The organism is Viridibacillus sp. FSL H8-0110, from assembly GCF_038003565.1.
GTDB lineage: Bacteria > Bacillota > Bacilli > Bacillales_A > Planococcaceae > Viridibacillus > Viridibacillus arenosi.
This window is the reverse complement of the sequence record NZ_JBBOPJ010000001.1, coordinates 2247559-2270063: the sequence shown is the minus strand read 5'-3', so window position 1 is coordinate 2270063 and position 22505 is coordinate 2247559. Positions and strand designations below refer to the sequence as shown.

The window sequence follows — 22505 nt, the reverse complement described above, 5'->3', positions numbered from 1 at the left end:
CAAATTTTAATTACATAAATGCGAAGTTTCCTTCTTTATCTTATTTACTTTGAATACCCAATACTAACTTAAGGGAGTTTCGCTTCTTTTTCAACTTCTTTAAACCTTCCTTTGAATCTAGGATTACTACCGTTTTAAATAACCAAATTCGAAGATAAACCGATTTTAAAATAATCGGTCCTATTATACCTCGTTCCTCAAATTCAGAACCGTCCTCTAATTCTATCTCTGTCCTAACAATCCACGTGTTGCCAATTCCTATTTCAATAAATTTCATTTTTGATCACCGCTTCACATTTGTTAATCACTAAATGTAAATAGTATTTGTTGTCTTACCTATCGGAAAAAAATAGATTGTTAAAAATAATAGTAACATATCAAAACTCAAACCTTATTCCAAGAAGTGACAAATATTTATAAAAATTATATTAATTTTCCTTTATTCGTCCTAAAATGTATAGTTTCTGCAATAAAAATACAGGTGAATAAACCTTCACAAACGCTTATGTATCAATGGTTCTAAAGTATTCATTCGCATATTTTGGTTGCTTTGAGCGTTCATGAAAAATAGATTTGTGTATCTCTGTGTTCTAAAACGTTATAGTGTAACACACTTTTTCTATTAAATTCGCTATTTTATTTATAGATTCTTTTGAATTTATAATATACTTTTTAGATTACACTATTTTCAGTTATCCCATTTAACAAAACTTTCATTTTTGTATAATTAAATTTCACTATTCTCTATCTACATTATCTAAACTCTAAATATCCAGGTTTCTACAACAATAAACTAGTATCATCCCTCCCCTTCTTTCATTTCCTTTAATGTGTAGATACCTTCTTTAATAATTTGACAATTTTTTTCTGTTCTGTTACGATAATTCTCAATAAAAGCATACAAATTCGTTGATGAGAAAGAGTAGCGTTACATCTTATTCCCTAGAGAGCTGACAGATCGGTGCAAGTCAGTGTTTAAGTGTAATGTGAAGATCCTCTCTGAGAAGATAGTCTGAAGATTCAGTAGGTCTATCCGGGTGTCCGCCGTTAAAAGGAACACGTATGATTGTACGTTGCTGAGTGCTATTGAGCGGTTTTCAATAGAATTAGGGTGGTATCGCGGTTAACCCCGTCCCTTACTTGGGACGGGGTTTTTTGTATGTTTTTATATAATTTAGTATTGGAGCGATATCAATGAATTCGATTGAAGGTAAAGAAAATACAGTACAACGTGAACAACGCATTCGTAACCTCTGGACAGAACAAGATACTTTTCAAGCTTCTGTTGATGCAAGAGAAGGAAGCACACCGTTTGTTTTTTATGAAGGTCCACCAACTGCAAACGGTCTACCCCATGTAGGCCATGCATTTGGCAGAACGATTAAAGATGTTGTGGCACGTTATAAAACGATGCAAGGATTCCAAGTAGAAAGAAAAGCAGGCTGGGATACACACGGTCTTCCTGTAGAACTAGGTGTTGAAAAGCAACTAGGTATTTCGGGTAAACAAGAGATTGAACGTTATGGTATAGAGCCATTTATTAAGAAATGTAAGGAAAGTGTCTTCACTTACGAGAAGAAATGGCGTTCATTTACCGAAGAATTAGGTTATTGGGTTGATATGGATGAACCTTATATGACATTAAGCAATGACTATATCGAAAGTGTATGGCACATCTTGAGTAAAGTGCATAAAGACAACTTGTTATATAAAGGGCATCGTGTTTCACCTTACTGCCCTAGCTGCCAAACATCATTAAGTTCACATGAGGTCGCACAAGGCTATAAAGATGTAAAAGATTTATCTGCTACAGTGAAATTCAAATTAGCTGATAAAGAAAATGAATTCTTCTTAGGTTGGACGACAACACCTTGGACTTTACCTGCTAACGTAGCACTTGCTATGAATTCAGAATTAACTTATGTAAGAGTTAAAAAAGAATCAGAGATCTTCATTGTCGCAAAATCATTAGTTGAAAAAGTGCTAGGTGAAGATGTTGAAGTTCTAAGTGAGCATAAAGGACATGAATTTGAAGGGATACGTTATTTGCCTCCATTCAATTATGCAACTGTCGAAAAAGGACATATCGTTGTCTTAGCTGAATACGTAACGGAGAGCAGTGGTACCGGTATCGTTCATATTGCACCGGCCTATGGTGAAGATGACTATAAAACTATTCAACAAAATGGCTTATCTTTTGTGAATATAGTCGACTTGCAAGGTCGTTACACAGCAGAGGTAGTTGATCTTGAGGGCAGATTTGTAAAAGACTGTGATGTAGATATTATTAAAATGCTTTCTGAAAAAGGTCTGCTATTTAGCAAAGAAAAGTATGAGCATAGCTACCCACACTGCTGGCGTTGCGATTCACCGCTTCTTTACTATGCGACAGATAGCTGGTTTATCAATATGTCGTCACTGAAAGAGCAAATGCTTGCGAATAACGAAATAGTCACTTGGTATCCTGAGCATATCAAAAACGGGCGTTTTGGAAACTTCCTTGAAAATCTAGTGGATTGGAATATTAGCCGAAACCGCTACTGGGGTACCCCATTAAATGTATGGATTTGTGATGATTGTGGCTATGAAGTAGCTCCTGGTAGCATTGAAGAATTAAAAGAGATCGCTACAACTAATTTAGATGATGGTATAGAGCTTCATAAGCCTTATATTGATGATGTCCAGTGCGCTTGCCCTAAATGTCATGGACAGATGGAACGAACGCCAGAAGTTATTGACGTTTGGTTTGACAGCGGTTCAATGCCATTTGCGCAACACCACTATCCATTTGATAACAAAGAGAAGTTTAAAAAACAATTCCCTGCAGATGTAATTATAGAAGGTATTGACCAAACACGGGGCTTCTTCTATAGCCTATTAGCAGTTTCTACCCTATTTACTGGGCAGGCACCATATAAAAACGTCTTATCATTAGGTCATGTATTAGATGAGAACGGCCAGAAAATGTCGAAGAGTAAAGGCAACGCCCTAGATCCAGTTGAATTGATTCAAGAATACGGTGCTGATGCTCTACGTTGGGCATTCTTGATCGATAGTTCCCCTTGGAATCCTAAACGATTCTCGAAAAAGACCGTGCAAGATGCAAAATCAAAACTAGTTGAAACATTAGATAATACGTATAAATTTTATGCTATGTATGCGAAAATTGATGGATTTGAATATGATTCAAATCAAACAGGCAAGAAAACAATCTTAGATCAATGGATGCTTTCTCGTTTGCATAATACAGTCAAAGTTGTAGAAGAGTTTATGAATGAGTTCCAATTTACAGCTGCTACAAGAGAGATTGCAGCGTTAGTTGATGAAGTGAGTAATTGGTATGTAAGACGTTCTAGAAATCGTTTCTGGGCTTCAGGTCTATCAGAAGACAAAAAAGCAGCTTACTCTACCCTATTTGAGACATTAAGTACAGTTAGCCGCTTACTAGCACCTTTTGTACCTTATATCGCAGAGGATATTCACTTAAAACTACACAACAGTAGTGTACATCTGCAAGACTACCCAAAAGCGGATAAAACAGTCATTAATCCGGAGCTAGAAAAAGATATGGCAACAATTTTGAAAATAGTGGAATTCGGAAGAAGTATTCGTAATAGTACTTCATTAAAAACCAAGCAACCGCTTCATCAAATCATCGTTTGGCAAAATGGAGACTCTAGTTCATTAGATGCTTATACAAATATCATAAAAGATGAATTAAACGTCAAGACGGTTACATTTGCTAATGATATCACTAAATATGAATCAGCTAGCTTCAAACTGAATTTCAAAACGGCTGGGGCTGCATTTGGTAAAGCGGTCAATTCCTTTAAGCAATATGTAGAAAATATGCCGGAAGAAGAAAAACAAACAATTCTTTCTCAAGGCGAAGTACAAATTAATGTAAATGAAAACAGCTATACTTTAAAATCTGAGCACATTCTTGTAGAATCTGCTGTAACACCTGGTTTTGAGCTAGCTGGTGATCAGCAATTAAAAGTATTGCTAGATGTACAATTAACGCCTTTATTAATAGAAGAAGGACAAATAAGAGAGCTTATTCGTACAATTCAAGACACAAGAAAGAAACTAGATTTACCAGTCGAGATGTATGTATCTCTTAACATTGTTGCAAGTACTGAAGTAAAAGAAATGATCCTTCGTTTTGAAGATTTAATGAGAGAAAATTTACTTGTAAATGACATCACGTTTAATACATTAGCAGAAAATGAGCAACCTATTGATGTACAATTAGGTACCACACTTGTTAAAGTTGCAATGAATTACCAATAATGATGATTTAAATAACAATAGTTTAAGCACACTGAAAAGGGGCTGTCCATTAAGTCGATAACGAATTGTGGACGCCCCTTTTATTTTGAGTGGAGAGGATTCTCTAAAGTTAATTATTCATAAATATTTATAATTGTAACTTTTTCACGAGTCATTGCTTCTATACTCCGTTTTATACCTTGTGTTCCCATACCTGAACCTTTGATTCCTATGAATGGGAAGTGGTCAGGTCCACGTTCTGTTCTTCCGTTTATCTGGACAGAACCTGCTTCAATTTGAGGTGCTATAGTAAATGCCTTATTTATGTCTTTAGTAAAAACACTTGCTTGTAAACCAAATTTCGACGCATTTGCTAGTGTAATGGCTTCTTTATCTGATTTCACTCGAATAATAGGAAGTACTGGGCCAAACGGTTCTTCCCAAGCAACTCTCATATCTGTTGTAATATTGTCTAGTAAGGTCGGGTATATTAGATTTCCTTCACGTTTGTTTCCCACAACTAATGTAGCTTCTTTTTCTAATGCATCATCAATTAAACCTTGTACAAAGTCTGCAGATTTATCATCGATTAGCGGTACAATAATATTATTTTCTTCAGGAGAACCTACTGTTAAGGATTCTATTTCTTCTTTTAATAATGATACTAATTCATCAGCAACAGTTTCGTTTACAAGAACACGTTTAATTGCTGTACAACGTTGGCCTGAATATGAATATGCTCCTGAAATAATTTGTTTCGAAGTAAACACTAAATCAGCGTCTTCCCGAACGATAGCTGGGTCTTTTCCTCCAAGCTCCATTACAAGTGGAATCATGTTCGAAATTTTTGCAATATGTTGTCCAGTTTCTGTTCCGCCTGTGAATGAGATCATATCGATGTCAGGATGCTCAACAAGGTAGTCACCAATAACAGATCCTCGTCCAGTTACAAGATTAAGAACGCCTTTTGGTAAGCCTGTTTTGTGAAGAGCTTCAATCATTTTCACACCACTAATTGCACCTTGAGTTGCTGGTTTGAAAATAACTGCATTTCCCACAATTAGAGATGGCGCAATCTTTGCGGCAGATAAGTTCACGGGATAGTTAAACGGTGAAATGGCAAGAATGACTCCAAGTGGGACACGATGAGTCACCGCAATTTTAGAGCGATTTCCCCCTGGGAAATTTTCGCCCAACATACTTTCCCCTTGCATATGTGTTGCTTCTTCTATTGTGTATTGAATAAAATCTGCAGTACGTTCCACTTCCTTTACCGCATCATTAAATGTTTTACCTACTTCTTCCATGATAGATTGAGCAATTTCGTTTTTCATTGCAAGTAATTCATTAGCCCATCTATATAAATATTCACCACGAGCACGTACAGAAAGTTGAGACCATTCTTTTTGGGCAAGTTTTGCGCCGTTTATTGCTTCATCTACTTCATCCTGAGAAATAGCTTGAACGTGGCCAATTTCCTCACGTAAATAAGGCGATAAAATGCTTATACTTGCTTTTGAGCGACTTTCACGCCATTCTCCATTTATATAAAATTGATAATTTTTAGCCATGATGCCTCCTCCAATAATCCGATGTTTTACTATTATTTACTTGTTTTCAGTTGTCATACTTATAATTCCGTCATTTAACCCTACGACATCATGAGCTTTTTTAAAAATATGTAAAAAACACCGTACCTTGATATTGCTAATATCAGGGTACGGTGTTTTCTTTTTAAAGTTCATTCACATTCACTTCAAACGGTCATGCAATATAAAAGTTTTTAATTTCATAAATTCCATCTATAAATCCAATAAAACCACCAATGGTAAATAAGACAGCTGGAATTACAGATGCACTTGCAGTTATTAAACTATACACCCCAAAAACACATAAAATCAGGCAACTAATTAAACTAATCATTACTCTGACCCTTTTATTGATGAATATCCCCTCCAAAATAATCTATACCTTATATTCTTATAATTCTCGAATTATACATAAATTCCTTTTGATTATTTTTAAATCATTTACACATGCAAGTCTTTATCGAATAATCGAAGCCATTTTCAGAGAAGGACAGGCAGCAGAAGAAAGTATGGGAGATAAACTAAGAAGTCAAATGTCTTTGTCTCCAATGCTGTGAATATCAAAGACGATGACAATTATTATATGCTGGACTACTACCTGTTGATGCGGTTTATTGCCCGTCCATAGTACTAGCTTTACTCATTTAATAAATTTCATCATTTATTTAAAGAGAACTGCTTCAGCACATCAGGTGCTTCCTTAGCAAAGAGAAAAACGATTCCTTCATTTCAAAGTTAGCCTAGTATATGTTATCAATATCCCTAAAGTAATAAATGATACAGGGTGATACATAGGAGTTAAATAAATTATGTATCACTCTTATATTTCTTATTCAATAAACATGCTCGTAATTTTGAAAGGATGTTCTACAATTTACTAGAAGGCGACTGACAACCGTAAGAGTATGCTAGACAAAGAAAACCACTCTTTTCAAGGATTGGTCTACTCATTGGACTGGCATCAACAGTAAGGAAAGGATGCCCTTTTTCAAATGCCTTTTTTGCGCGAACAGCTAGCAAAGATGTATAGTATCCTTTTCCTCTATACATAGGTAGCGTCGAACCTCCCCATAAACTTGCAAACGATGAGTTGGCCTCTATGTACATCCATGCGGCACTTACGAGCTTAGCCTCCTCATATATCCCATAAAGATATAAGGCTTCAGGATTATTTTGTTTATCTCTCCAAAGCCGTTTACCCAGCTCAGCATGTGATTCATTCCAGATTGCATCTTCTAGATCAACAATATCTTGAATGCCTTTTTCATCCGTTAGTTCCTTTAAACCGAAATATTGATTGTTTTTTAGCAAGTGATGCTGATCATCTAGCTTCATCACCATAAGAGCTTCTGCTGTATCTACTCTAAAGCCTTCTTGTTCAAGAATATCTTTCAAACTATCAGGCTTATCATAGCTATACACCTTCCACTCAAAATCTTGTCCTAGGTTACTAAAATAGTCTAACTCCTGCTTTATGATTGTTCTTGCATTATCTTCATTTACATTAGATGTGACTATGAATCCTGATTCGCCAAACTGTGAAATGTGTCGTACTACATGCTCTGTTTCCTCTCTTAAATAACTTTGTGTTTGAGCTTCTTGTCTAAGTTCTTTATGGAATAGTGATATTAGTTCATTTTTATTCATGTTGTCGCTCCTTTCTCATATAGTTTTTATAGCGTTTTTATAATTATAGCAAATTTATCCATATATATTATTGAGTCGTATGATTTATAAGATATTTCCTATAAATAAATTTATGTAAATACATCCAAAAGTTGACTGGTAAATTTGAACAATGATAACATAAAAAAAATAGAAAATGTTTTTTTCTAATCTTAATACCAAACTAACTATTTATTCAAATTACATATTAATTTATTAAAATACTAAGCAAAGGAAGTACACTAAATGATTGATAATAGTGATTTACCTATTCCAAAACTCGATATTAGTCGCAGTGATTTACATGCAGATTGTGAAAACTGCTTTGGTTTATGTTGTGTTGCGCTCCCCTTCGCAGCTTCGGTTGATTTTGCAATTGATAAAGTGGCGGGTAAGCCATGCTCTAATTTGCAATCGGATTTTCGATGTAGCATTCATAATAATCTGAGACAAGAGGGATTTAAAGGTTGTACAGTTTTTGACTGCTTCGGTGCAGGACAAAAAGTTTCTCAAACTACATTTAAAGGAATCGACTGGCGCGAAAATACACAAATAGCGCAGAAAATGTTTGATGTTTTCCCAACTATGCATCAACTTCATGAAATGATCTGGTATCTGACTGAAGCGCTGAATTTGAAGGAAGCAAGTCCAATACATAGAAAACTTAGCACTGCACTTCATGAAACGGAACGACTTAGCCAACTTAGTTCAGATGAACTTTTAAAGCTAGATGTACCATCACACCGAGTAGTAGTTAATGCTTTACTTTTAAACACTAGTGAACTTGTAAGAAGCAAAGTAATCTCTCAGCATATGGACTCTAAAAAAAGAAAAACACTTGACCGTCGAGGAGCAGATTTGATGGGGGCAAAGCTTAGAGGTGCGGACTTTAGAGGAGCTAATTTAAGAGGGGCATATCTTATTGGGGCAGACTTACGAGACGCAGATTTACGCATGGCTGACCTTATTGGAGCTGATTTCCGAGATACCGATCTAAGAGGGGCAAATCTAACTGGCAGTATCTTTCTCACACAAGTTCAAGTTAATGCTGCAAAAGGTGATGAACAAACAAAATTACCGCATTTGCTTTCACGTCCAACACACTGGACTGTAAGTGAAAAGAGATATAAAAACAAAGAGGTGTTTTGATTGAGTGAAGAATATTTTGAAGTCCCAATACGATGTACAGGGATTGCGACCGTTTTATTAAAAAAGATAGAAGATGAATATAAAGTGTTACTCTTAAAAAGAAATACTTCTGTTCTTCGGAATGTTTGGTGTTATATTGGTGGTAGTATTGAAGAAGGTGAAAAGGCTTGGGAAGCTGCTTTCAGAGAAATAAATGAAGAAACAGGGATTACAAATGTATTATTATATGCATCTAACAAATTTGACCAATATATTCACCTCAAGAAAATTATATATATGTTGCCCCTGTATTTATTGGATTTGTGGAAGACCATCAAGATGTAAAATTAAATGATGAACATAGCGACTATCAATGGTTGTCTTTTGAGGATGCGATAGAAACAGTCTCATTACCCGGAAATGATGAAGTTCTTAAGTCTATTGAAAAACATTTTGTACAGAGAAAACCTCCAAAGTTTTTACGTGTTGGAGATTAAAATTTCTTCTAATAGGGATCGTTAGTTGAAGAAAAGACATTACATATAATATATATAATGTCCTTTAATTTATCTGCCTTTTTTATTGTTGTCTTGATAATATATTCTTTGGGATTATCTGTGCATTATTATCACTCTTCCATATCCATTCCTACCTGTTTCAAAAATATAGATATCTCTTCAATCGGTTGTTTACTAAATGCTCTGATAAGGCTTAACCAAGCAAAGTATCTGTTTTCTTTATGTATTAGTGGATATAGAACAATTAACAATACGCCAAAAGCTAGAGTGATCACTACAGAAAGTTGGCTTGATAATGTTTCAAATACCAATGTTTTCACTCTCTAAGCTAAATAGCATCTATTCCTCTTCTTTCCTTTTTTTCATTAGCTGAATCATTTCATCATTTTGCTCGATAATCCGATCCATTTGATTTCTCATTTTAGTAAAGTCATATGAAAAAACTAGAAGCAGAATAATTATAAAGAATATCATTTAAACTCCCCACCTTATCATACGATCATACGTTGTAACTAATTTTAGCATCGAGCATTCACTTTTATTTGTAAATTCTACAACAGCTTGAACTAATATCGTTCCTATTCCTTGATTTACTAATGAGAATATTTACCCCACTCTAATAGTATTAGTGGAAATAAACAAGTACCCTCAAAAAAATCATGTCTCGCTGAATGTAACTTCAATTGCAATAGAATTCACGGAGCAAACAACTATTGAATCCCTGATGAAGTAGAAAGTCTCCATGTGTCACCCCAATATTCATCGTATTGAATATACCATTTTCCGTTTATTTGTACTTCTAGCCATGAAAAAGGTGGTATAGATACTACTCTAGTTTTATAACCGTTCATATCAAATACAATTTGTTGTGCATGTGCATAAGAGTCTGAATCACCTTTACGTTTGTATAAGATGTGGTATGCAGAATATACATCGTAATCATCTACATTACGACTGTAAAATGGCGCGACACGTAAAAAATCTCTAGCTTCCAGCTCAACCTCAGCGACTTTCACAATCTGGGAGTAAGGTACTTTATTATTTCTTAAATCTTCACCCCAACGCTCAGCGGCATCCAAACCTTCATAATAATCATCTCCACTAATATAATCAAGCGGTACTTTTACCCCGTTTTTAAAGTAATCCACATATTGTTCGTGTTGCCAAAAACCAAAAACAAATCTTCTTTTGTAGTTCTTGAAGTAATTATTAACATAAGCCATTGTTTTATCATACTGGTATTGGTTATCAGCACCATATGTATGGCCTTGATATTTAGTCTTGATACGCGATGGGATTATTGGTGAAGCCTGAGTGATTTCAATTGTCTTTGCACTTGTTGATATAGAAACTTTTGTGCCTGTAGCTTTGGCCACTAGATCATGTGGGATCATGAATACATCATTGATTGCTTGAGCACTTGTCGATAGCGTTATTTTCTTGCCATTTACAGTAGCTACTTTAGATCCTTGTTTGATTGTAGAAGTTGTACCATCACTTTTAATAGTTAACACTTTAGTTTTGCTATTAAAAGTAGTAGTTCCGCTTAAGAGTCTTATAAAGCTTTTTGCAGGTAATATATGATTAGGGCCTATTCTAATAGAGCTATTATGAAGAGATACAGGTTTACCATTGATGGTCACCTTGTACTTAACTGTCGCAGCAACCATCGTGATATTGCTATGATTATCGGCAGCAGCATCTATCTTTTGTTTTGAATCCACTATGTCATTAGGTTCGATTGAGCTTGTTAAACCTAACGTCAGTATCGATCCGCTAAGTAACAATGAGCTAATCAACTTATTTGTTTTATTCAACACTATCACTCCTTATATATCATTAATTATACATGAATTGGAAGTTTAAGTAATTCGATTTTTCAGATTGTCTACTTGTCAAAATAACTAAAATACAGGTTTAGTTTTATCAAATAAAAGTTTTAGTCTGTATGTAAGTTACCTTTCAAGTTTTAACTTTTACACACATACAGGTGAATAATAAACTTACATATATAAATTGGAATAAAACATATTAAATTAACAAAAGCAAAAGGTTCAAATCATATGAGATTTGAACCTTAAATTTATAACTTAGTTAGGTTAGTTGCACCTTATATAAAGAAGAAGCGGTTCCTTTGTATTTGTATTAATTGCAGAATGAATATTGCATACTATTTTCCAATCATTCATTGTGTTTGATTGTTTTTCAATGTCACTTCAATAGGTAAATTAAGTTCTGCTTTATTTTTCGAGAAAAAGACGTTAACTCCATTTTCTAATTGAATATAATCTTGAACTTTTACTTTATTATTTATCTCTATAGTATCATCTGTAAGTGATACTCCCCAAATAATACTTTCACCATTTTCTAACTCATGATATATCCATTCTACTGGATCGCCTTCGTGGTCCTTTCTCTTCCACACTTCATAGTTCATTTTGCCGTTATAACTAAGTATTCCATCTTCAAAGTAAAAGATTTGAATTGTTTTACGGTATATATCCGAATAAAAAAAGGTTTTTCCATTTTTGATTGTAAGAGATTCGATTAGCTCATCGCTTTCTATATATGTATCAAGTGCATCTGAAATCTTTTGAGCATAGTAATTATTATCAAAATTAATAGTAGGCTTTATTGAAAAAGTTAGTAACATTAAGATAATCATTATAAAAAAAAGTAAAATAATCGTCTTCTTAATCATGATTTTTAATCACCTTTCTTTACCTTCTCATATTGCTAATCTTTAAGTATGTACTAAAATGAATGCTATTTTATATTTATCGATAATAGATGCAACTTATGCATTGTCATTAATAAATTTTCACTACTAAAACTATTGAAATCATCCAAAATAAAAGATGAGTGACCACAGCCACTCATCTTTCTTGCTTCATATCAAATTTTATGAATCTTATATATAAATTTATAATTACATAACCCAAATTTGCCCTATATCTACTTAGTTTTCTTGTAAATATTTGGCCTTTTAAACTTCTCTATTCAACCGTCCAATTGATAAGTAATCCTGCGTGTGCCAAACCACCGCCAAATCCGTATAATAAGATTTTATCTCCGTTCTTAACTTTGCCTTCACGAACACCTTGATCTAATGATAGTGGTATTGTTGCTGCTGAAGTATTACCATAATCCACTAGGCTATATAATGTTTGCTCAATAGGAAAGTCGCTTTTCTCACATATTGACTCAATCATTCTTAGATTTGCGCTGTGAGGGACGAACCAATCTACATCTTTTAATTCCATTGAAGCATTTTGCAATACCGTTCTCATCCCTTTTGGTACTGTTGTGACAGCCCACTTATATACCGCTCGCCCATTTTGAACAAATTTTCCGTTGTCTAATATTTCTTCACCATTCATCATGTTAGATAAATTTGAACAATATAAACTCTTGCCACCTTCACCTTCAGAACCTATATGTGAAGAAATGAAACTTGGTTGTTGTTCATCATATTCTAAAAGTACTGCTCCAGCTCCGTCTCCAAATAGAATACATGTAGCTCTATCGGTATAATCAGTAATTCTAGATAAAGTCTCAGACCCAACCACCAAGACTTTTTTATTTAATCCTGATGTGATCATCCCATTAGCTACATATAATCCGTAAGTAAAGCCGGAACATGCAGTATTTAAATCAAAAGCGCCTGTATTCTTTATACCTAACTTTGCCTGCAGCGTAGAAGCGACACTTGGCGTTTTGTAATCAGGAGTCATCGTACAAACGATGATTAAATCCACATCTTCAACAGATTTATCGAATCGCTCCATTAAATTAAGAACAGCCTGATAAGCTAAATCACTTGTAAACTCATCTTCTCGCGCCATTCTTCTCTCTTTTATTCCTGTACGTTGCACTATCCATTCATCATTTGTCTCAACAAGTATTTCTAAATCTGTATTAGTTAATGTTCGTTCAGGTACATACGAACCGATAGCTGTTATTCTCGCTTTTGATTGAAACATAAAAAAACCTCCAAGTTATTTATCATAATTATATTAACACTTATTTATAGCACCTGGTACTAAATATTATTAAATAAATACACTTTTTACGTTTTAATTTAATAGTTACCTCGTTTTTATTATTTAATACTAGCTGATAACAGAAGGATTATAAGTCAGAAGTATGTTTGGATATGCTCTCCACTACAAAAAAGAATTCGTTCTGTATAAACGAATTCTTTTTAATTGCGCTATTTTAGGGATGTACGGATTACTTTTGAACAATCTTTATTTTATATATACAGCAGTTTCAATGATCATCTATTGGTAACGTATTTTTAATCACATCACTATACCGAGTACTTATTTCTTTTAAATCTTCTTTTCCAATTTCTAGTATATATCTAATTTTAATCTTGTCATATTCTGCTTTGGTTTTAGTTTTCTTTAATTTTGTCGTACTACTATCACCCTTTTGAAATGTAAAAACTGTAGCGTTCTCTCTATACATCATGTCTGCTGTTTCAACAATTACTTGATTGCTCTCCATTGCCTTACCTTTATAAAAATCAACATTTTCAACATCAAATGATTCATCTGAAATGATCTCTTCTTTTGCTGCTTCATCATTCACACAACCAGTTAATACAAGTATGAATAAAAACAAAACTAAAATAGATATTTTCTTGACCATTAATATCTCCTTCCCTTTAATATATTTTCACCTGAGTGTATTACACAATTATTGAATAAGTAATATGTACTCCCTTTGCTAAAAAAACCTCATATTTTGCAACAATCGTGTAAAAGTTACAGCTGAATTACTTGGTAATGTGTTAACTTCATATTGGATTTAGATTCATAAATATAATTAATATCATTTTATAAATCAAAAGCGATTTGAAAATATAAAAGGCGTACAATTGATTTTTGCTTACATATATATTGCCCATTATTTGCCTTAAATAAAATGGAAATAAATACTATAATAATCAAACAAATGAACGCGATTACTCTAAAAATAAAAACTTAGATGTTTTTATGGTTTCTTCTTTTTTTCCCCATCTATACTGCTTTTTGAATTCATTGACATGTAAAAGTATTTATTGTTTTTATGGCATAACAAAATCCCCCTTAGGTAGAGTGTATCAGTATCTACTTAAAGAGGATTTTTTCTTTTACAATCATTTTGCTATTAAATTGTTTTCATTCCAAAATATTCAGGAACCAGTACACTAAATGTTAAATTTTGATTTGTCATTTGTAGTTTCTTCACTTTAATACCAAAGTAAGTCAACATGTTCTTTTCATTTAATAACTCATTTACATTTCCTGTGATAACAGGTTTGTTTTTCGCCACTAATAATACTTTATCTCCAAAATAGATTGCGTGATTAGCATAATGCGTATTTATAATGCAAGAAATATTCTTCTCTCGGACAAGATTTTGAATAGTTTCTAATATTATTTTCTGTTTATGAATATCTAAGTGAGATTCTGGTTCATCCAAAACAAGGATTTTCGGATTAGACACGAGAGTACGTGCAATAAGTGCCAGCTGTAATTCTCCACCACTTACTGAGTTACAAGATTGCTCTGCTAAATGAGCTATTCCTACAGATTCGAGTGCCTCAAATGCCAATTTACGATCGATATCAGAAGGTTTTGAAAAAGCCCCGATATAAATCGCCCTACCCATTATAACTAAATCTAAAATTGAATAAGCAAATGTCATTTTGGATGCTTGAGGTATATAACCAATTTGTTGCCAAATGAATTTTTGGGGTAAAGAACTCATTGGTTTACCGTCTAAATAAGATGCCCCTTGTTTCCAAGGCTGCAATCCCATTATACATTTCAACATTGTTGTTTTACCTGCACCATTTGGACCTAAAATTGATAAAATCTCCCCTGGCTTTAACTCAAAGTTGATTGGATCATGATACAAAAAAGGAGTTTTTTCTTTAATTTTCCCTTTACTATAATAAAAATTCCCATCTTTTACTGCTAATATCATTGCCAGCCACCGCCTGTTTTTCTAAGTAATATAGCGAAAAATGGAGCTCCTACAATCGCTGTTAAAATGGATAAAGGAATTTCGGTAGCTGTAATCGAACGAGCTAGTGTATCAATAACTAATAAGTAAATTGCTCCGATTGAAACTGATGCAGGCAAGACATATTGATTATTACTCCCAACAATCATTCGAGCAATATGTGGAATGATTAAGCCTACCCAGCCAATAATGCCGGAGATTGAAACAGCAGAAGCCGTTATCAATGTCGCAGCAAAAATAACCAGCCATTTTAATTTCGTAGTGGATACACCAAGAGAACGTGCCTCTTCATCTGATAAAGATAAGATATTCATACGCCATCTTAGGGCATATAAAATAATAATACCTATTAATATGAGTGGCCCAGCTACCCATAGATCTTTGTAAGAAGCTGTTCCTAAACTCCCCATTAACCAATATGTAATAGACGGTAATTTTTCTTCTGGATCTGAAACAAATTTCACTAATGAGATGAGTGCTTGGAACAAAGCGCTTGTTACAACACCTGCTAAAACCATCATAAATATCGGCATATTCTTCTTCATACCGCTAATTATGAATGTAAATAGAATAGCTAGAATACCCATTATTAAAGCAAAAATTTGTGTAGTAAAGCCATGACCAATAATCAAAATACCAAGTGAAGCACCAAATCCTGCACCCGCAGAAACTCCAAGAATATCAGGACTAACTAATGGATTCGCAAACATACTTTGAAATGCTGCACCAGCAATAGACAAACCGCCACCAATTAGCATTGCAAGTAGAATACGAGGCAAACGGATTTTCATAACAACTGTTTCTTCCATTTGTGACCACGTTTGCTCGATATCAAACACATGAGATAATAAAATTTTCATTTGTACTACTAAATCTACCTGATAGCGACCTATGCTAAGTGACAAGAAACCAAATAGTATTGGCAGTAGTAATAATATAGCCCATTTCAAAGTATTTTTTCTCATTTCAATTCACCTTCACTTGTTGTTTTCTTAATACTTTGCAGCTTCAGAAGATGGATTTAATATGTCTTTTACTTGGTCTTCTGTTACATCATAGTTATAGAATTTTGAGTAGTATTTTTGAATTTCTTCAGTCATATCATAATCGAATAATTCTGGATGGTTATGCTGTGCCATCCATTTCAGCATAAGAGGTGCATCTCCATTTGGTGGATACCAGCGATAAATGCCCAGAGGTACTTTGAACACTTGTTTATTTTTCACGGCTGTTAACTGACTCCAGTCTTGTCCTTTAATCGTGTTATTGAACAAGTCCTTTGGTTGTGTTTCGGTAAAATTTGTAATGTAGATGATATCTGGATCCCATTTATACACTTGTTCCATATTGACTGCTTTAATTCCTTGAACATCAGCCTCTGCAACATCTTTACCACCAGTTGCTTTAATCCATCGATTGCCATGCATATTAGAGCCTGCTACTGATATTTCTTTATCGCTATGGTATTGAAGAATCATTACCTTTGGCTTATCTTCTTTTTTGACATTTGCAAGCTTATCATTAATCTCTTGTTGATACTTTTTACCTTCATCGATAATTTGCTCTGGTCTATCTGTTGTTCCTGTAATTTCCCCAGTTAATGTTAACCATCGATTTAATATTTCTAATGGATCATCCGAATCTGATGTTGCTTGTAGTGCGACTGTGGGAACACCTGCTTCTTCTAACTTATTTATTGACTTCTCGTCCGATGCGATTTCAAAATAGACTTCTGGATTAACTTTCATCAATTCCTCTATATTCACTTCACCATTTTTAATAAAAGATGTATCCGCTTTTAAAATATCTGGTGAAATGTCTTTTAAGATTGAATGCGAAGCAGCATTAAATGAGTTTGGATGCATACCCACGATCTCTTTTGTAGAATTAGTAGCAACATACCAAGTAGAAAAATAAGGTAGGATGCCACCTACTACAACGCGATCAGGGTTTGTTGGAATTTTTACTTCGCGATTTAATTCGTCCTTTATAATAGTTTCTTCTTTCGATTCTACTGTTTCTTTTGATGATGATTTATTAGCATTGTCCGTCTGATTACAACCTACTAATAACGCAGAAATGGCTAATGCTGATAATGGGTATTTCCAATTCATAAGTTCAACTCTCCTAAATTAATTTGATTCAAATAAACGAATGATAATGATTATCAATATCACTTTATACTTTACAGGATACTAATCCTAAGAGTCAATACTTTTCGACATTTTTCAACAAACCAACTTAGTAACCATTTGTTATTTTTTTCTTATATGTTCTTTTTTAGCATATATTCATTCAAATTCTATTTGATAATGATTATCATTAATGATAAGATGAAATCAATTATAGGCATATACACCATTCACAAGCATTTTGGAGGATTATTATGACAACTAAAGAAGAGATTTTAATTTTAGATCCAGGCAATGCATTTGGACTTGAACGAAGAACTAACCCTTTTATCAATGACAATATGACATTGATTGATCAGTATGATTTAGATAAAACAGATTTATCTTCTATTCAAGCATTGATCATCCCTGAATTCGTTGACCAACGCTTTCTAGCTATACATAAAGGATTAATCGAACAATTTTTAAATGATGAAAAACTAATTGTTTTCTGTGGACATCTGTATATTGATTGGTTACCTGGTGCTAGTCATTTCATCCCGAAAACCATTAATCACCATAGTGATTACGCTCTTACTATCATAAAAGACCAAGGGATATTTGCAGGTGTTGACCCTGACGATATGACATACAACAAAGGTGTATCGGGCTTCTTTGCACGTGGTCACCATCCTATACCAACGGATGCAGAAGTACTGGTCACATTGCCAAACAATGAACCTGTCACGTATATTGACCGCAATACAACTAAAGGCACCATTTTAGCACATGCAGGTAAAGACCTTATTTGGTATTACAAACAAAACAAAACAACAGACCGTATTAGTGAACAATTACTACAATGGATACATTCTGAAATTAATGCTTTACATCAAGGGAGTAAAAACATATGAGAAAAATAGCAGTAATTATGAGTGGCAATGCCCCCCATAACCGAACGTTTAATGAACCTAAATTTAACAAATATATTACCCAACTAATCTATTTTCCAGAATTCGAGCAAACAGTATTAGAGGAATTTGACGTACTCCTCTTCCCTTCTCAATTAAACGAAAAATTATTAATGCGTGCAGCAAACAAAGTACGTTCATTTGCTAATAACGGCGGGATTGTAGTTGCATTTGGTCCACAGCCTTGGGAATGGCTTCCGAACCAAAAATGGGAGGAGCGCGAAACGAATTTCTGGTGGTGGCTTGAAAAAGGAGCGAAAAGTGGTTTAGTATTAGCCGCTCCTCACTATGACTTGTTTAATTATCTTACATTAACCGATGCTACTTGGCATCAGCACGGTGTTTTCTGGCCACCAAATGGAGCTGAAAAGTTAATTACAACCGAAGATGGTGGCGCTGTTATGTATGTTGATAAAGTCAGCACGAAAGGGACATTAATAATCACTACATTAGATCCAGATTATCATTTCGGAGCTTATTTCATGCCAGCTACAGAGAGATTTTTAGACGGCTTTATTCCGTGGCTTGCGGAAGGTAAGATATAAATAAAAACCTAAAATACTTCTGTTGGAATTCACCCTCCCAAGTAGACAAATTATTCGTGTTTACTAATACCGTTTTTTCATATCAACATGATAAAACCAATACCCTCCTATTCATTCATTGTTGCAAGGGTATTGGTTTTAATCATTTCATCAAAATTTTCTTAATCAGTTCATTAATATAGGTACTTAGTCAAATTGGTATGTCTTCACATATATTTGCTTTACTTCTATTCTTTTAATTCTTTTTGTATCTGTGATGTTGTTAATGACATTCAATAGTCTATATTGTCAATATAGTTACAGCATTCTTGAGTGGTTTGAAAGCATTCATGTACCTCATCATTTTGAATTTCGTAAAATTTGTTTGTACGCTCCACCATGTAACTTTGGATCATAACCTGTTCTCCGACCAGCAACTGCTCAATTTTTTTAAATAATGGATCTTCAGATATGCCGTTTAAGGTAAAAATACTAATTTGTTCAGTCATTTATACACCCCTAATGATGAAGAATTTACACTACTCGACTTTTTTGGATAGTCACCAATCCAATGTGTATTTAATAATTGCTTATAAATACTCTCTCTTTATTATAAATCTTTTCGAGTAATAAATTCAAAATATTAGGATAATTAAATAACTTTAGATTAAGAATTGAATACATATGGCAACTTTTAATCTATGGTCCTTTTATTAATTTAAAAAACATTTCTTTATCTCTCATGTCTAATGCAATATCAATCAGCCACTCTAAATTTTTCTTTTCAATTTCAGCAATGAGCTTATCCGTTTCTGGTGATATTTGTGGTTCATTTAACTTTTGTAATTTTGTAACGAAACGATTTGTATATGTTTTAATAACCGCAATAAGGTTGCTTTTTTCAGCAAGGTCTCGAAGGGTAAGTACTGTATTATTAGTGAACCTATAAGTGGAGTTATCATTTACAATACAATTTTTATTTATATCAAATTCTATGCAATGTCCATTGGTTGACTCTAAAAAGTACAATTCACCATTGATTTTAATCACAATATCACCTGCTAAAAAGTCCATTATTAGTGTTTTTCTAGAATTTATCCGTATTTTACTTGGTTCATAACACAATACTTCCATATGATCCTACGCCTCCTCAATCAGTCTTTATATATTAGTTCGCGATAAATACCTGTATAATGTTTTGAATTTTCAGACTTTATATAATGTATTCCAAAAGAGAAACAACAACTGGTTGTTTTTCTTATACAACTTCGATAAATTTAACAATTTCTAAACAACACACAAACATAATCATATGTATTTTGTTTTCAACAATTACACGTTTTTCTAATACCAATAGAGCTTCATTTACATCATTAGCTTTTACAACACCTTTAACTCTATAAAACCTAGCTTTAAAAGTTTCATTTCAATGGCATTAGAAACATAATGCACCAGATAACCTATAGCATAAGCTTAGTTGTCTAAGTTCAGTAGTTAACCGCAATATTATAATGTTGAAAAGATATTGAAGGAAAAAATAAAAGGCCCGAACTCTGTTCAACAACGAGTTCAGACCTTATTAGCCGGGAAATCTTCATTTAAACAACTTCTTTTAATTCGTTTCCATCAACTGTTACTAATTGTTTATCACAGCATTTTCAACCTATTCCTTCGAATATTGTAGTAAATTTAAGATGCTATTTATACAGGAATCTTTATAGAATTGATGTAGCTCTTCTTCATTGCATGTTAACCATTGAATTAATGAACCATCAATAAGGGCTCTCATCATTTTTGCATTTGTTAATGTGTCACTCTCTTGTCTAAATACACCTTCTTTTTTGCCTAATTCAATTATCTCTTTCCCAATTCCCCAGCAATTCTCATAAAAGTTCATGTTTATTCTTTTATAGTCTTCATTTCCATTTGCTTGAGCTAAAAAATCTAAATAGACACTGTAAAACTTTCTATTCTTTTGCGGTGAAATAAAAACTGCGTCAAGATAAGCTTTAAGTTTTTCAATAGCTGTTTGGTGTTTATCAATCGCTTCTAATTCATATCTATAAATTTGGTTTGTGATGGATTCTAGTAACTCTAATAGTATGTTTTGTTTGCTGTTAAAATAATAATGAACAACCCCTTTTGATACGCCAGCATTATCCGCAATATGCTGTAGAGTGACGTTATCATAACCTAATTCCGAAACTGCATTATAGGCTGCTTTCATTATTTGTGTTTTTCGTACTTCTTCTTTCTTTTTCATAGTTACCTCCGTAAAACTTAATAAAACAATTATACATTAATTTAAACTTAACAAAATTATTTTGACCGGTCAGAATAATTTTGTTATTCTAAAGTCGAAGTATAATACAGGGGTGGTTCAAATGATAGATAGATTTAAAGCATTGGTAGTAAATAAAGAGGATGATTTTACGGTTAAAGTTAAAGATCTAACTCTAGAAGATTTACCCGAAGGTGATGTGTTAATCAAAGTATCCTATTCATCGATCAATTATAAAGATAGTTTGGCTACTATTCCAAATGGTAATATCGTTAGCACCTATCCTTTTGTTCCTGGAATTGATTTAGCAGGTATCGTAGTTTCATCTAATGACCTTCGCTTTCATGAAGGTGATGAAGTTATTGCGACTAGCTATGAGATTGGTGTCTCTCATTTCGGTGGCTATAGTGAGTATGCCCGTATTCCAGCTAATTGGATAGTTCCACTTCCAAAAGGCCTTACGATAAAAGAAGCAATGATTATTGGAACAGCTGGTTTTACTGCGGCATTTTCCGTTCTGCGATTAGAAGAAAATAGTGTTTCTCCAGAAAAGGGTAAGATACTTGTAACAGGTGCAACTGGAGGTGTTGGTAGCTTTGCAGTTTCTATTCTCTCAACTCTTGGTTATCAAGTTGAGGCAAGTACAGGTAAAGAATCTGAACAAGAATTTTTGAAAAGCCTTGGGGCCACTACAATTGTTTCTCGTGAAGAGGTATTTGATGGGAAAATTAGAGCGTTAGGCAAACAAAAATGGGCTGCAGCCGTCGATTCAGTTGGGGGCGAACCACTAGCATCTTTATTAAGCCAAATTCAATACGGCGGTTCAGTAGCAGTAAGTGGATTAACAGCAGGGACTAAACTTCCGACAAACGTCTTCCCATTTATTTTAAGAGGAATAAATTTACTTGGAATTGATTCTGTGTATTGTCCTATGGAAACACGTATGAAAGTTTGGGACCGTTTAGCGACAGATTTCAAGCCAAAAAACATAGAAAAATTCATACAGCAAGAAGTAACACTACAACAACTTCCAGATGTTCTCCCTATCCTTCTTAAGGGGCAAGCAAAAGGTAGAACACTTGTAAAATTATAATAAAAAAGTGACGAGATATATAAATTCTCGTCACTTTTTTTACTTTAATTCTACTTAAAACTATTAAATACAATGAATATTCAAAAATAAAACTTCACATTTAAAAGCATGAAAACATATTAAATTTTATCAAAATAACTACCATTTAATAGTGCCACTATATCGCCAATTGCGCCTAAACATGCGAATATGAAATAGTAGCTGGCCGTAGAAATTTCCTTGTTAAAAAGTTCTTTAAATGCTTGAATAAAAATCTGCTCAAACTTAAACCAACTAAGTATCCAAGCAATTATTATAAAACTAACAATTATCATTCGATTTAATCCTCCACCTTA

At 33.7% G+C, this 22505-nt stretch carries 22 protein-coding genes and 1 other annotated feature; of the genes, 6 read left to right on the top strand and 16 right to left on the bottom strand.

What is annotated here, in order from left to right:
• Positions 1–40: 40 nt before the first annotated feature.
• Positions 41–277 (bottom strand): DUF3977 family protein, encoded by a 237-nt coding sequence (locus tag MHH98_RS11350; protein WP_076035322.1) that lies wholly within the window; start codon positions 275–277, stop codon positions 41–43.
• 623 nt (positions 278–900) lie between these two features.
• Positions 901–1140, top strand: a binding site (T-box leader).
• A gap of 54 nt (positions 1141–1194) precedes the next feature.
• Between MHH98_RS11350 and ileS the strand changes: the two genes are divergently transcribed.
• Complete coding sequence (gene ileS / locus MHH98_RS11345) at positions 1195–4293, top strand: isoleucine--tRNA ligase (protein ID WP_340712863.1); 3099 nt, start codon at positions 1195–1197, stop codon at positions 4291–4293.
• A 113-nt stretch (positions 4294–4406) separates the two neighbouring features.
• Here ileS and MHH98_RS11340 read toward each other — a convergent pair whose 3' ends face one another.
• A complete protein-coding gene (locus MHH98_RS11340; RefSeq protein ID WP_076035324.1) occupies positions 4407–5843 on the bottom strand; it encodes an NADP-dependent glyceraldehyde-3-phosphate dehydrogenase in 1437 nt (478 codons plus the stop codon).
• An 885-nt stretch (positions 5844–6728) separates the two neighbouring features.
• Positions 6729–7508, bottom strand: coding sequence for a GNAT family N-acetyltransferase (locus MHH98_RS11335; protein ID WP_076035325.1), 780 nt, complete (start codon positions 7506–7508; stop codon positions 6729–6731).
• 264 nt (positions 7509–7772) lie between these two features.
• On the opposite strand from MHH98_RS11335, the gene MHH98_RS11330 reads away from it, so the two are divergent.
• Both MHH98_RS11330 and MHH98_RS11325 read left to right on the top strand, forming a co-directional pair.
• Positions 7773–8675: a pentapeptide repeat-containing protein gene (locus tag MHH98_RS11330; RefSeq protein WP_076035326.1), complete on the top strand. Its 903-nt coding sequence runs from the start codon at positions 7773–7775 to the stop codon at positions 8673–8675.
• Positions 8676–8999: an NUDIX domain-containing protein gene (locus MHH98_RS11325; RefSeq protein WP_340712861.1), complete on the top strand. Its 324-nt coding sequence runs from the start codon at positions 8676–8678 to the stop codon at positions 8997–8999.
• 283 nt (positions 9000–9282) lie between these two features.
• Here MHH98_RS11325 and MHH98_RS11320 read toward each other — a convergent pair whose 3' ends face one another.
• The 9 genes from MHH98_RS11320 to MHH98_RS11280 all read right to left on the bottom strand — a co-directional run bounded on the left by MHH98_RS11320 (position 9283) and on the right by MHH98_RS11280 (position 17304).
• Positions 9283–9483 (bottom strand): hypothetical protein, encoded by a 201-nt coding sequence (locus tag MHH98_RS11320; protein WP_038181719.1) that lies wholly within the window; start codon positions 9481–9483, stop codon positions 9283–9285.
• Positions 9484–9511: 28 nt separating this feature from the next.
• The gene (locus tag MHH98_RS11315) at positions 9512–9646 is read right to left on the bottom strand and encodes a hypothetical protein (protein ID WP_268746460.1); all 135 of its coding nucleotides are present in this window, start codon (positions 9644–9646) and stop codon (positions 9512–9514) included.
• 236 nt (positions 9647–9882) lie between these two features.
• Positions 9883–10989: a copper amine oxidase N-terminal domain-containing protein gene (locus MHH98_RS11310; RefSeq protein WP_340712860.1), complete on the bottom strand. Its 1107-nt coding sequence runs from the start codon at positions 10987–10989 to the stop codon at positions 9883–9885.
• A 368-nt stretch (positions 10990–11357) separates the two neighbouring features.
• Positions 11358–11873 carry a hypothetical protein gene (locus MHH98_RS11305; protein ID WP_038181727.1) on the bottom strand — a complete coding sequence of 172 codons (516 nt, stop codon included), beginning with the start codon at positions 11871–11873 and terminating at the stop codon, positions 11358–11360.
• 295 nt (positions 11874–12168) lie between these two features.
• Positions 12169–13155, bottom strand: coding sequence for a ketoacyl-ACP synthase III (locus tag MHH98_RS11300; protein ID WP_076035328.1), 987 nt, complete (start codon positions 13153–13155; stop codon positions 12169–12171).
• Positions 13156–13444: 289 nt separating this feature from the next.
• Positions 13445–13828, bottom strand: coding sequence for a hypothetical protein (locus tag MHH98_RS11295; protein ID WP_038181734.1), 384 nt, complete (start codon positions 13826–13828; stop codon positions 13445–13447).
• Positions 13829–14329: 501 nt separating this feature from the next.
• Positions 14330–15151: an ABC transporter ATP-binding protein gene (locus MHH98_RS11290; protein WP_340712857.1), complete on the bottom strand. Its 822-nt coding sequence runs from the start codon at positions 15149–15151 to the stop codon at positions 14330–14332.
• On the bottom strand, positions 15148–16155 hold the full coding sequence (locus tag MHH98_RS11285; RefSeq protein WP_038181740.1) for a FecCD family ABC transporter permease: 1008 nt from the start codon (positions 16153–16155) through the stop codon (positions 15148–15150). The genes MHH98_RS11290 and MHH98_RS11285 overlap by 4 nt, the downstream gene beginning before the upstream one ends.
• A 27-nt stretch (positions 16156–16182) precedes the next feature.
• Complete coding sequence (locus tag MHH98_RS11280) at positions 16183–17304, bottom strand: ABC transporter substrate-binding protein (RefSeq protein ID WP_038181744.1); 1122 nt, start codon at positions 17302–17304, stop codon at positions 16183–16185.
• Between the two features lie 272 nt (positions 17305–17576).
• Between MHH98_RS11280 and MHH98_RS11275 the strand changes: the two genes are divergently transcribed.
• Positions 17577–18215 carry a hypothetical protein gene (locus MHH98_RS11275; RefSeq protein WP_038181748.1) on the top strand — a complete coding sequence of 213 codons (639 nt, stop codon included), beginning with the start codon at positions 17577–17579 and terminating at the stop codon, positions 18213–18215.
• Entirely contained in the window at positions 18212–18817 is a 606-nt protein-coding gene (locus MHH98_RS11270; RefSeq protein WP_038181751.1) for a hypothetical protein, read from the top strand. Before MHH98_RS11275 ends, MHH98_RS11270 begins: the two co-directional genes overlap by 4 nt.
• Before the next feature lie 272 nt (positions 18818–19089).
• Here MHH98_RS11270 and MHH98_RS11265 read toward each other — a convergent pair whose 3' ends face one another.
• The 3 genes from MHH98_RS11265 to MHH98_RS11255 all read right to left on the bottom strand — a co-directional run bounded on the left by MHH98_RS11265 (position 19090) and on the right by MHH98_RS11255 (position 21059).
• Positions 19090–19305 (bottom strand): hypothetical protein, encoded by a 216-nt coding sequence (locus tag MHH98_RS11265; RefSeq protein WP_038181755.1) that lies wholly within the window; start codon positions 19303–19305, stop codon positions 19090–19092.
• Between the two features lie 190 nt (positions 19306–19495).
• Positions 19496–19930: an IDEAL domain-containing protein gene (locus MHH98_RS11260; protein ID WP_038181758.1), complete on the bottom strand. Its 435-nt coding sequence runs from the start codon at positions 19928–19930 to the stop codon at positions 19496–19498.
• A gap of 529 nt (positions 19931–20459) precedes the next feature.
• The gene (locus MHH98_RS11255) at positions 20460–21059 is read right to left on the bottom strand and encodes a TetR/AcrR family transcriptional regulator (protein ID WP_038181762.1); all 600 of its coding nucleotides are present in this window, start codon (positions 21057–21059) and stop codon (positions 20460–20462) included.
• Positions 21060–21180: 121 nt separating this feature from the next.
• Between MHH98_RS11255 and MHH98_RS11250 the strand changes: the two genes are divergently transcribed.
• On the top strand, positions 21181–22170 hold the full coding sequence (locus MHH98_RS11250) for an NADPH:quinone oxidoreductase family protein (protein WP_340712855.1): 990 nt from the start codon (positions 21181–21183) through the stop codon (positions 22168–22170).
• A 119-nt stretch (positions 22171–22289) separates the two neighbouring features.
• On the opposite strand, the gene MHH98_RS11245 is transcribed toward MHH98_RS11250, so the two are convergent.
• Positions 22290–22484 carry a hypothetical protein gene (locus MHH98_RS11245; protein ID WP_038181765.1) on the bottom strand — a complete coding sequence of 65 codons (195 nt, stop codon included), beginning with the start codon at positions 22482–22484 and terminating at the stop codon, positions 22290–22292.
• Between the last annotated feature and the right edge of the window lie 21 nt (positions 22485–22505).

Bases quoted from the DNA above. Each gene is read 5' to 3' on its own strand.
- MHH98_RS11350 (WP_076035322.1), bottom strand. From the start codon at position 277: ATGAAATTTATTGAAATAGGAATTGGCAACACGTGGATTGTTAGGACA.
- ileS (WP_340712863.1), top strand. From the start codon at position 1,195: ATGAATTCGATTGAAGGTAAAGAAAATACAGTACAACGTGAACAACGC.
- MHH98_RS11340 (WP_076035324.1), bottom strand. From the start codon at position 5,843: ATGGCTAAAAATTATCAATTTTATATAAATGGAGAATGGCGTGAAAGT.
- MHH98_RS11335 (WP_076035325.1), bottom strand. From the start codon at position 7,508: ATGAATAAAAATGAACTAATATCACTATTCCATAAAGAACTTAGACAA.
- MHH98_RS11330 (WP_076035326.1), top strand. From the start codon at position 7,773: ATGATTGATAATAGTGATTTACCTATTCCAAAACTCGATATTAGTCGC.
- MHH98_RS11315 (WP_268746460.1), bottom strand. From the start codon at position 9,646: ATGATATTCTTTATAATTATTCTGCTTCTAGTTTTTTCATATGACTTT.
- MHH98_RS11305 (WP_038181727.1), bottom strand. From the start codon at position 11,873: ATGATTAAGAAGACGATTATTTTACTTTTTTTTATAATGATTATCTTA.
- MHH98_RS11300 (WP_076035328.1), bottom strand. From the start codon at position 13,155: ATGTTTCAATCAAAAGCGAGAATAACAGCTATCGGTTCGTATGTACCT.
- MHH98_RS11295 (WP_038181734.1), bottom strand. From the start codon at position 13,828: ATGGTCAAGAAAATATCTATTTTAGTTTTGTTTTTATTCATACTTGTA.
- MHH98_RS11290 (WP_340712857.1), bottom strand. From the start codon at position 15,151: ATGATATTAGCAGTAAAAGATGGGAATTTTTATTATAGTAAAGGGAAA.
- MHH98_RS11285 (WP_038181740.1), bottom strand. From the start codon at position 16,155: ATGAGAAAAAATACTTTGAAATGGGCTATATTATTACTACTGCCAATA.
- MHH98_RS11280 (WP_038181744.1), bottom strand. From the start codon at position 17,304: ATGAATTGGAAATACCCATTATCAGCATTAGCCATTTCTGCGTTATTA.
- MHH98_RS11275 (WP_038181748.1), top strand. From the start codon at position 17,577: ATGACAACTAAAGAAGAGATTTTAATTTTAGATCCAGGCAATGCATTT.
- MHH98_RS11270 (WP_038181751.1), top strand. From the start codon at position 18,212: ATGAGAAAAATAGCAGTAATTATGAGTGGCAATGCCCCCCATAACCGA.
- MHH98_RS11265 (WP_038181755.1), bottom strand. From the start codon at position 19,305: ATGACTGAACAAATTAGTATTTTTACCTTAAACGGCATATCTGAAGAT.
- MHH98_RS11260 (WP_038181758.1), bottom strand. From the start codon at position 19,930: ATGGAAGTATTGTGTTATGAACCAAGTAAAATACGGATAAATTCTAGA.
- MHH98_RS11255 (WP_038181762.1), bottom strand. From the start codon at position 21,059: ATGAAAAAGAAAGAAGAAGTACGAAAAACACAAATAATGAAAGCAGCC.
- MHH98_RS11250 (WP_340712855.1), top strand. From the start codon at position 21,181: ATGATAGATAGATTTAAAGCATTGGTAGTAAATAAAGAGGATGATTTT.
- MHH98_RS11245 (WP_038181765.1), bottom strand. From the start codon at position 22,484: ATGATAATTGTTAGTTTTATAATAATTGCTTGGATACTTAGTTGGTTT.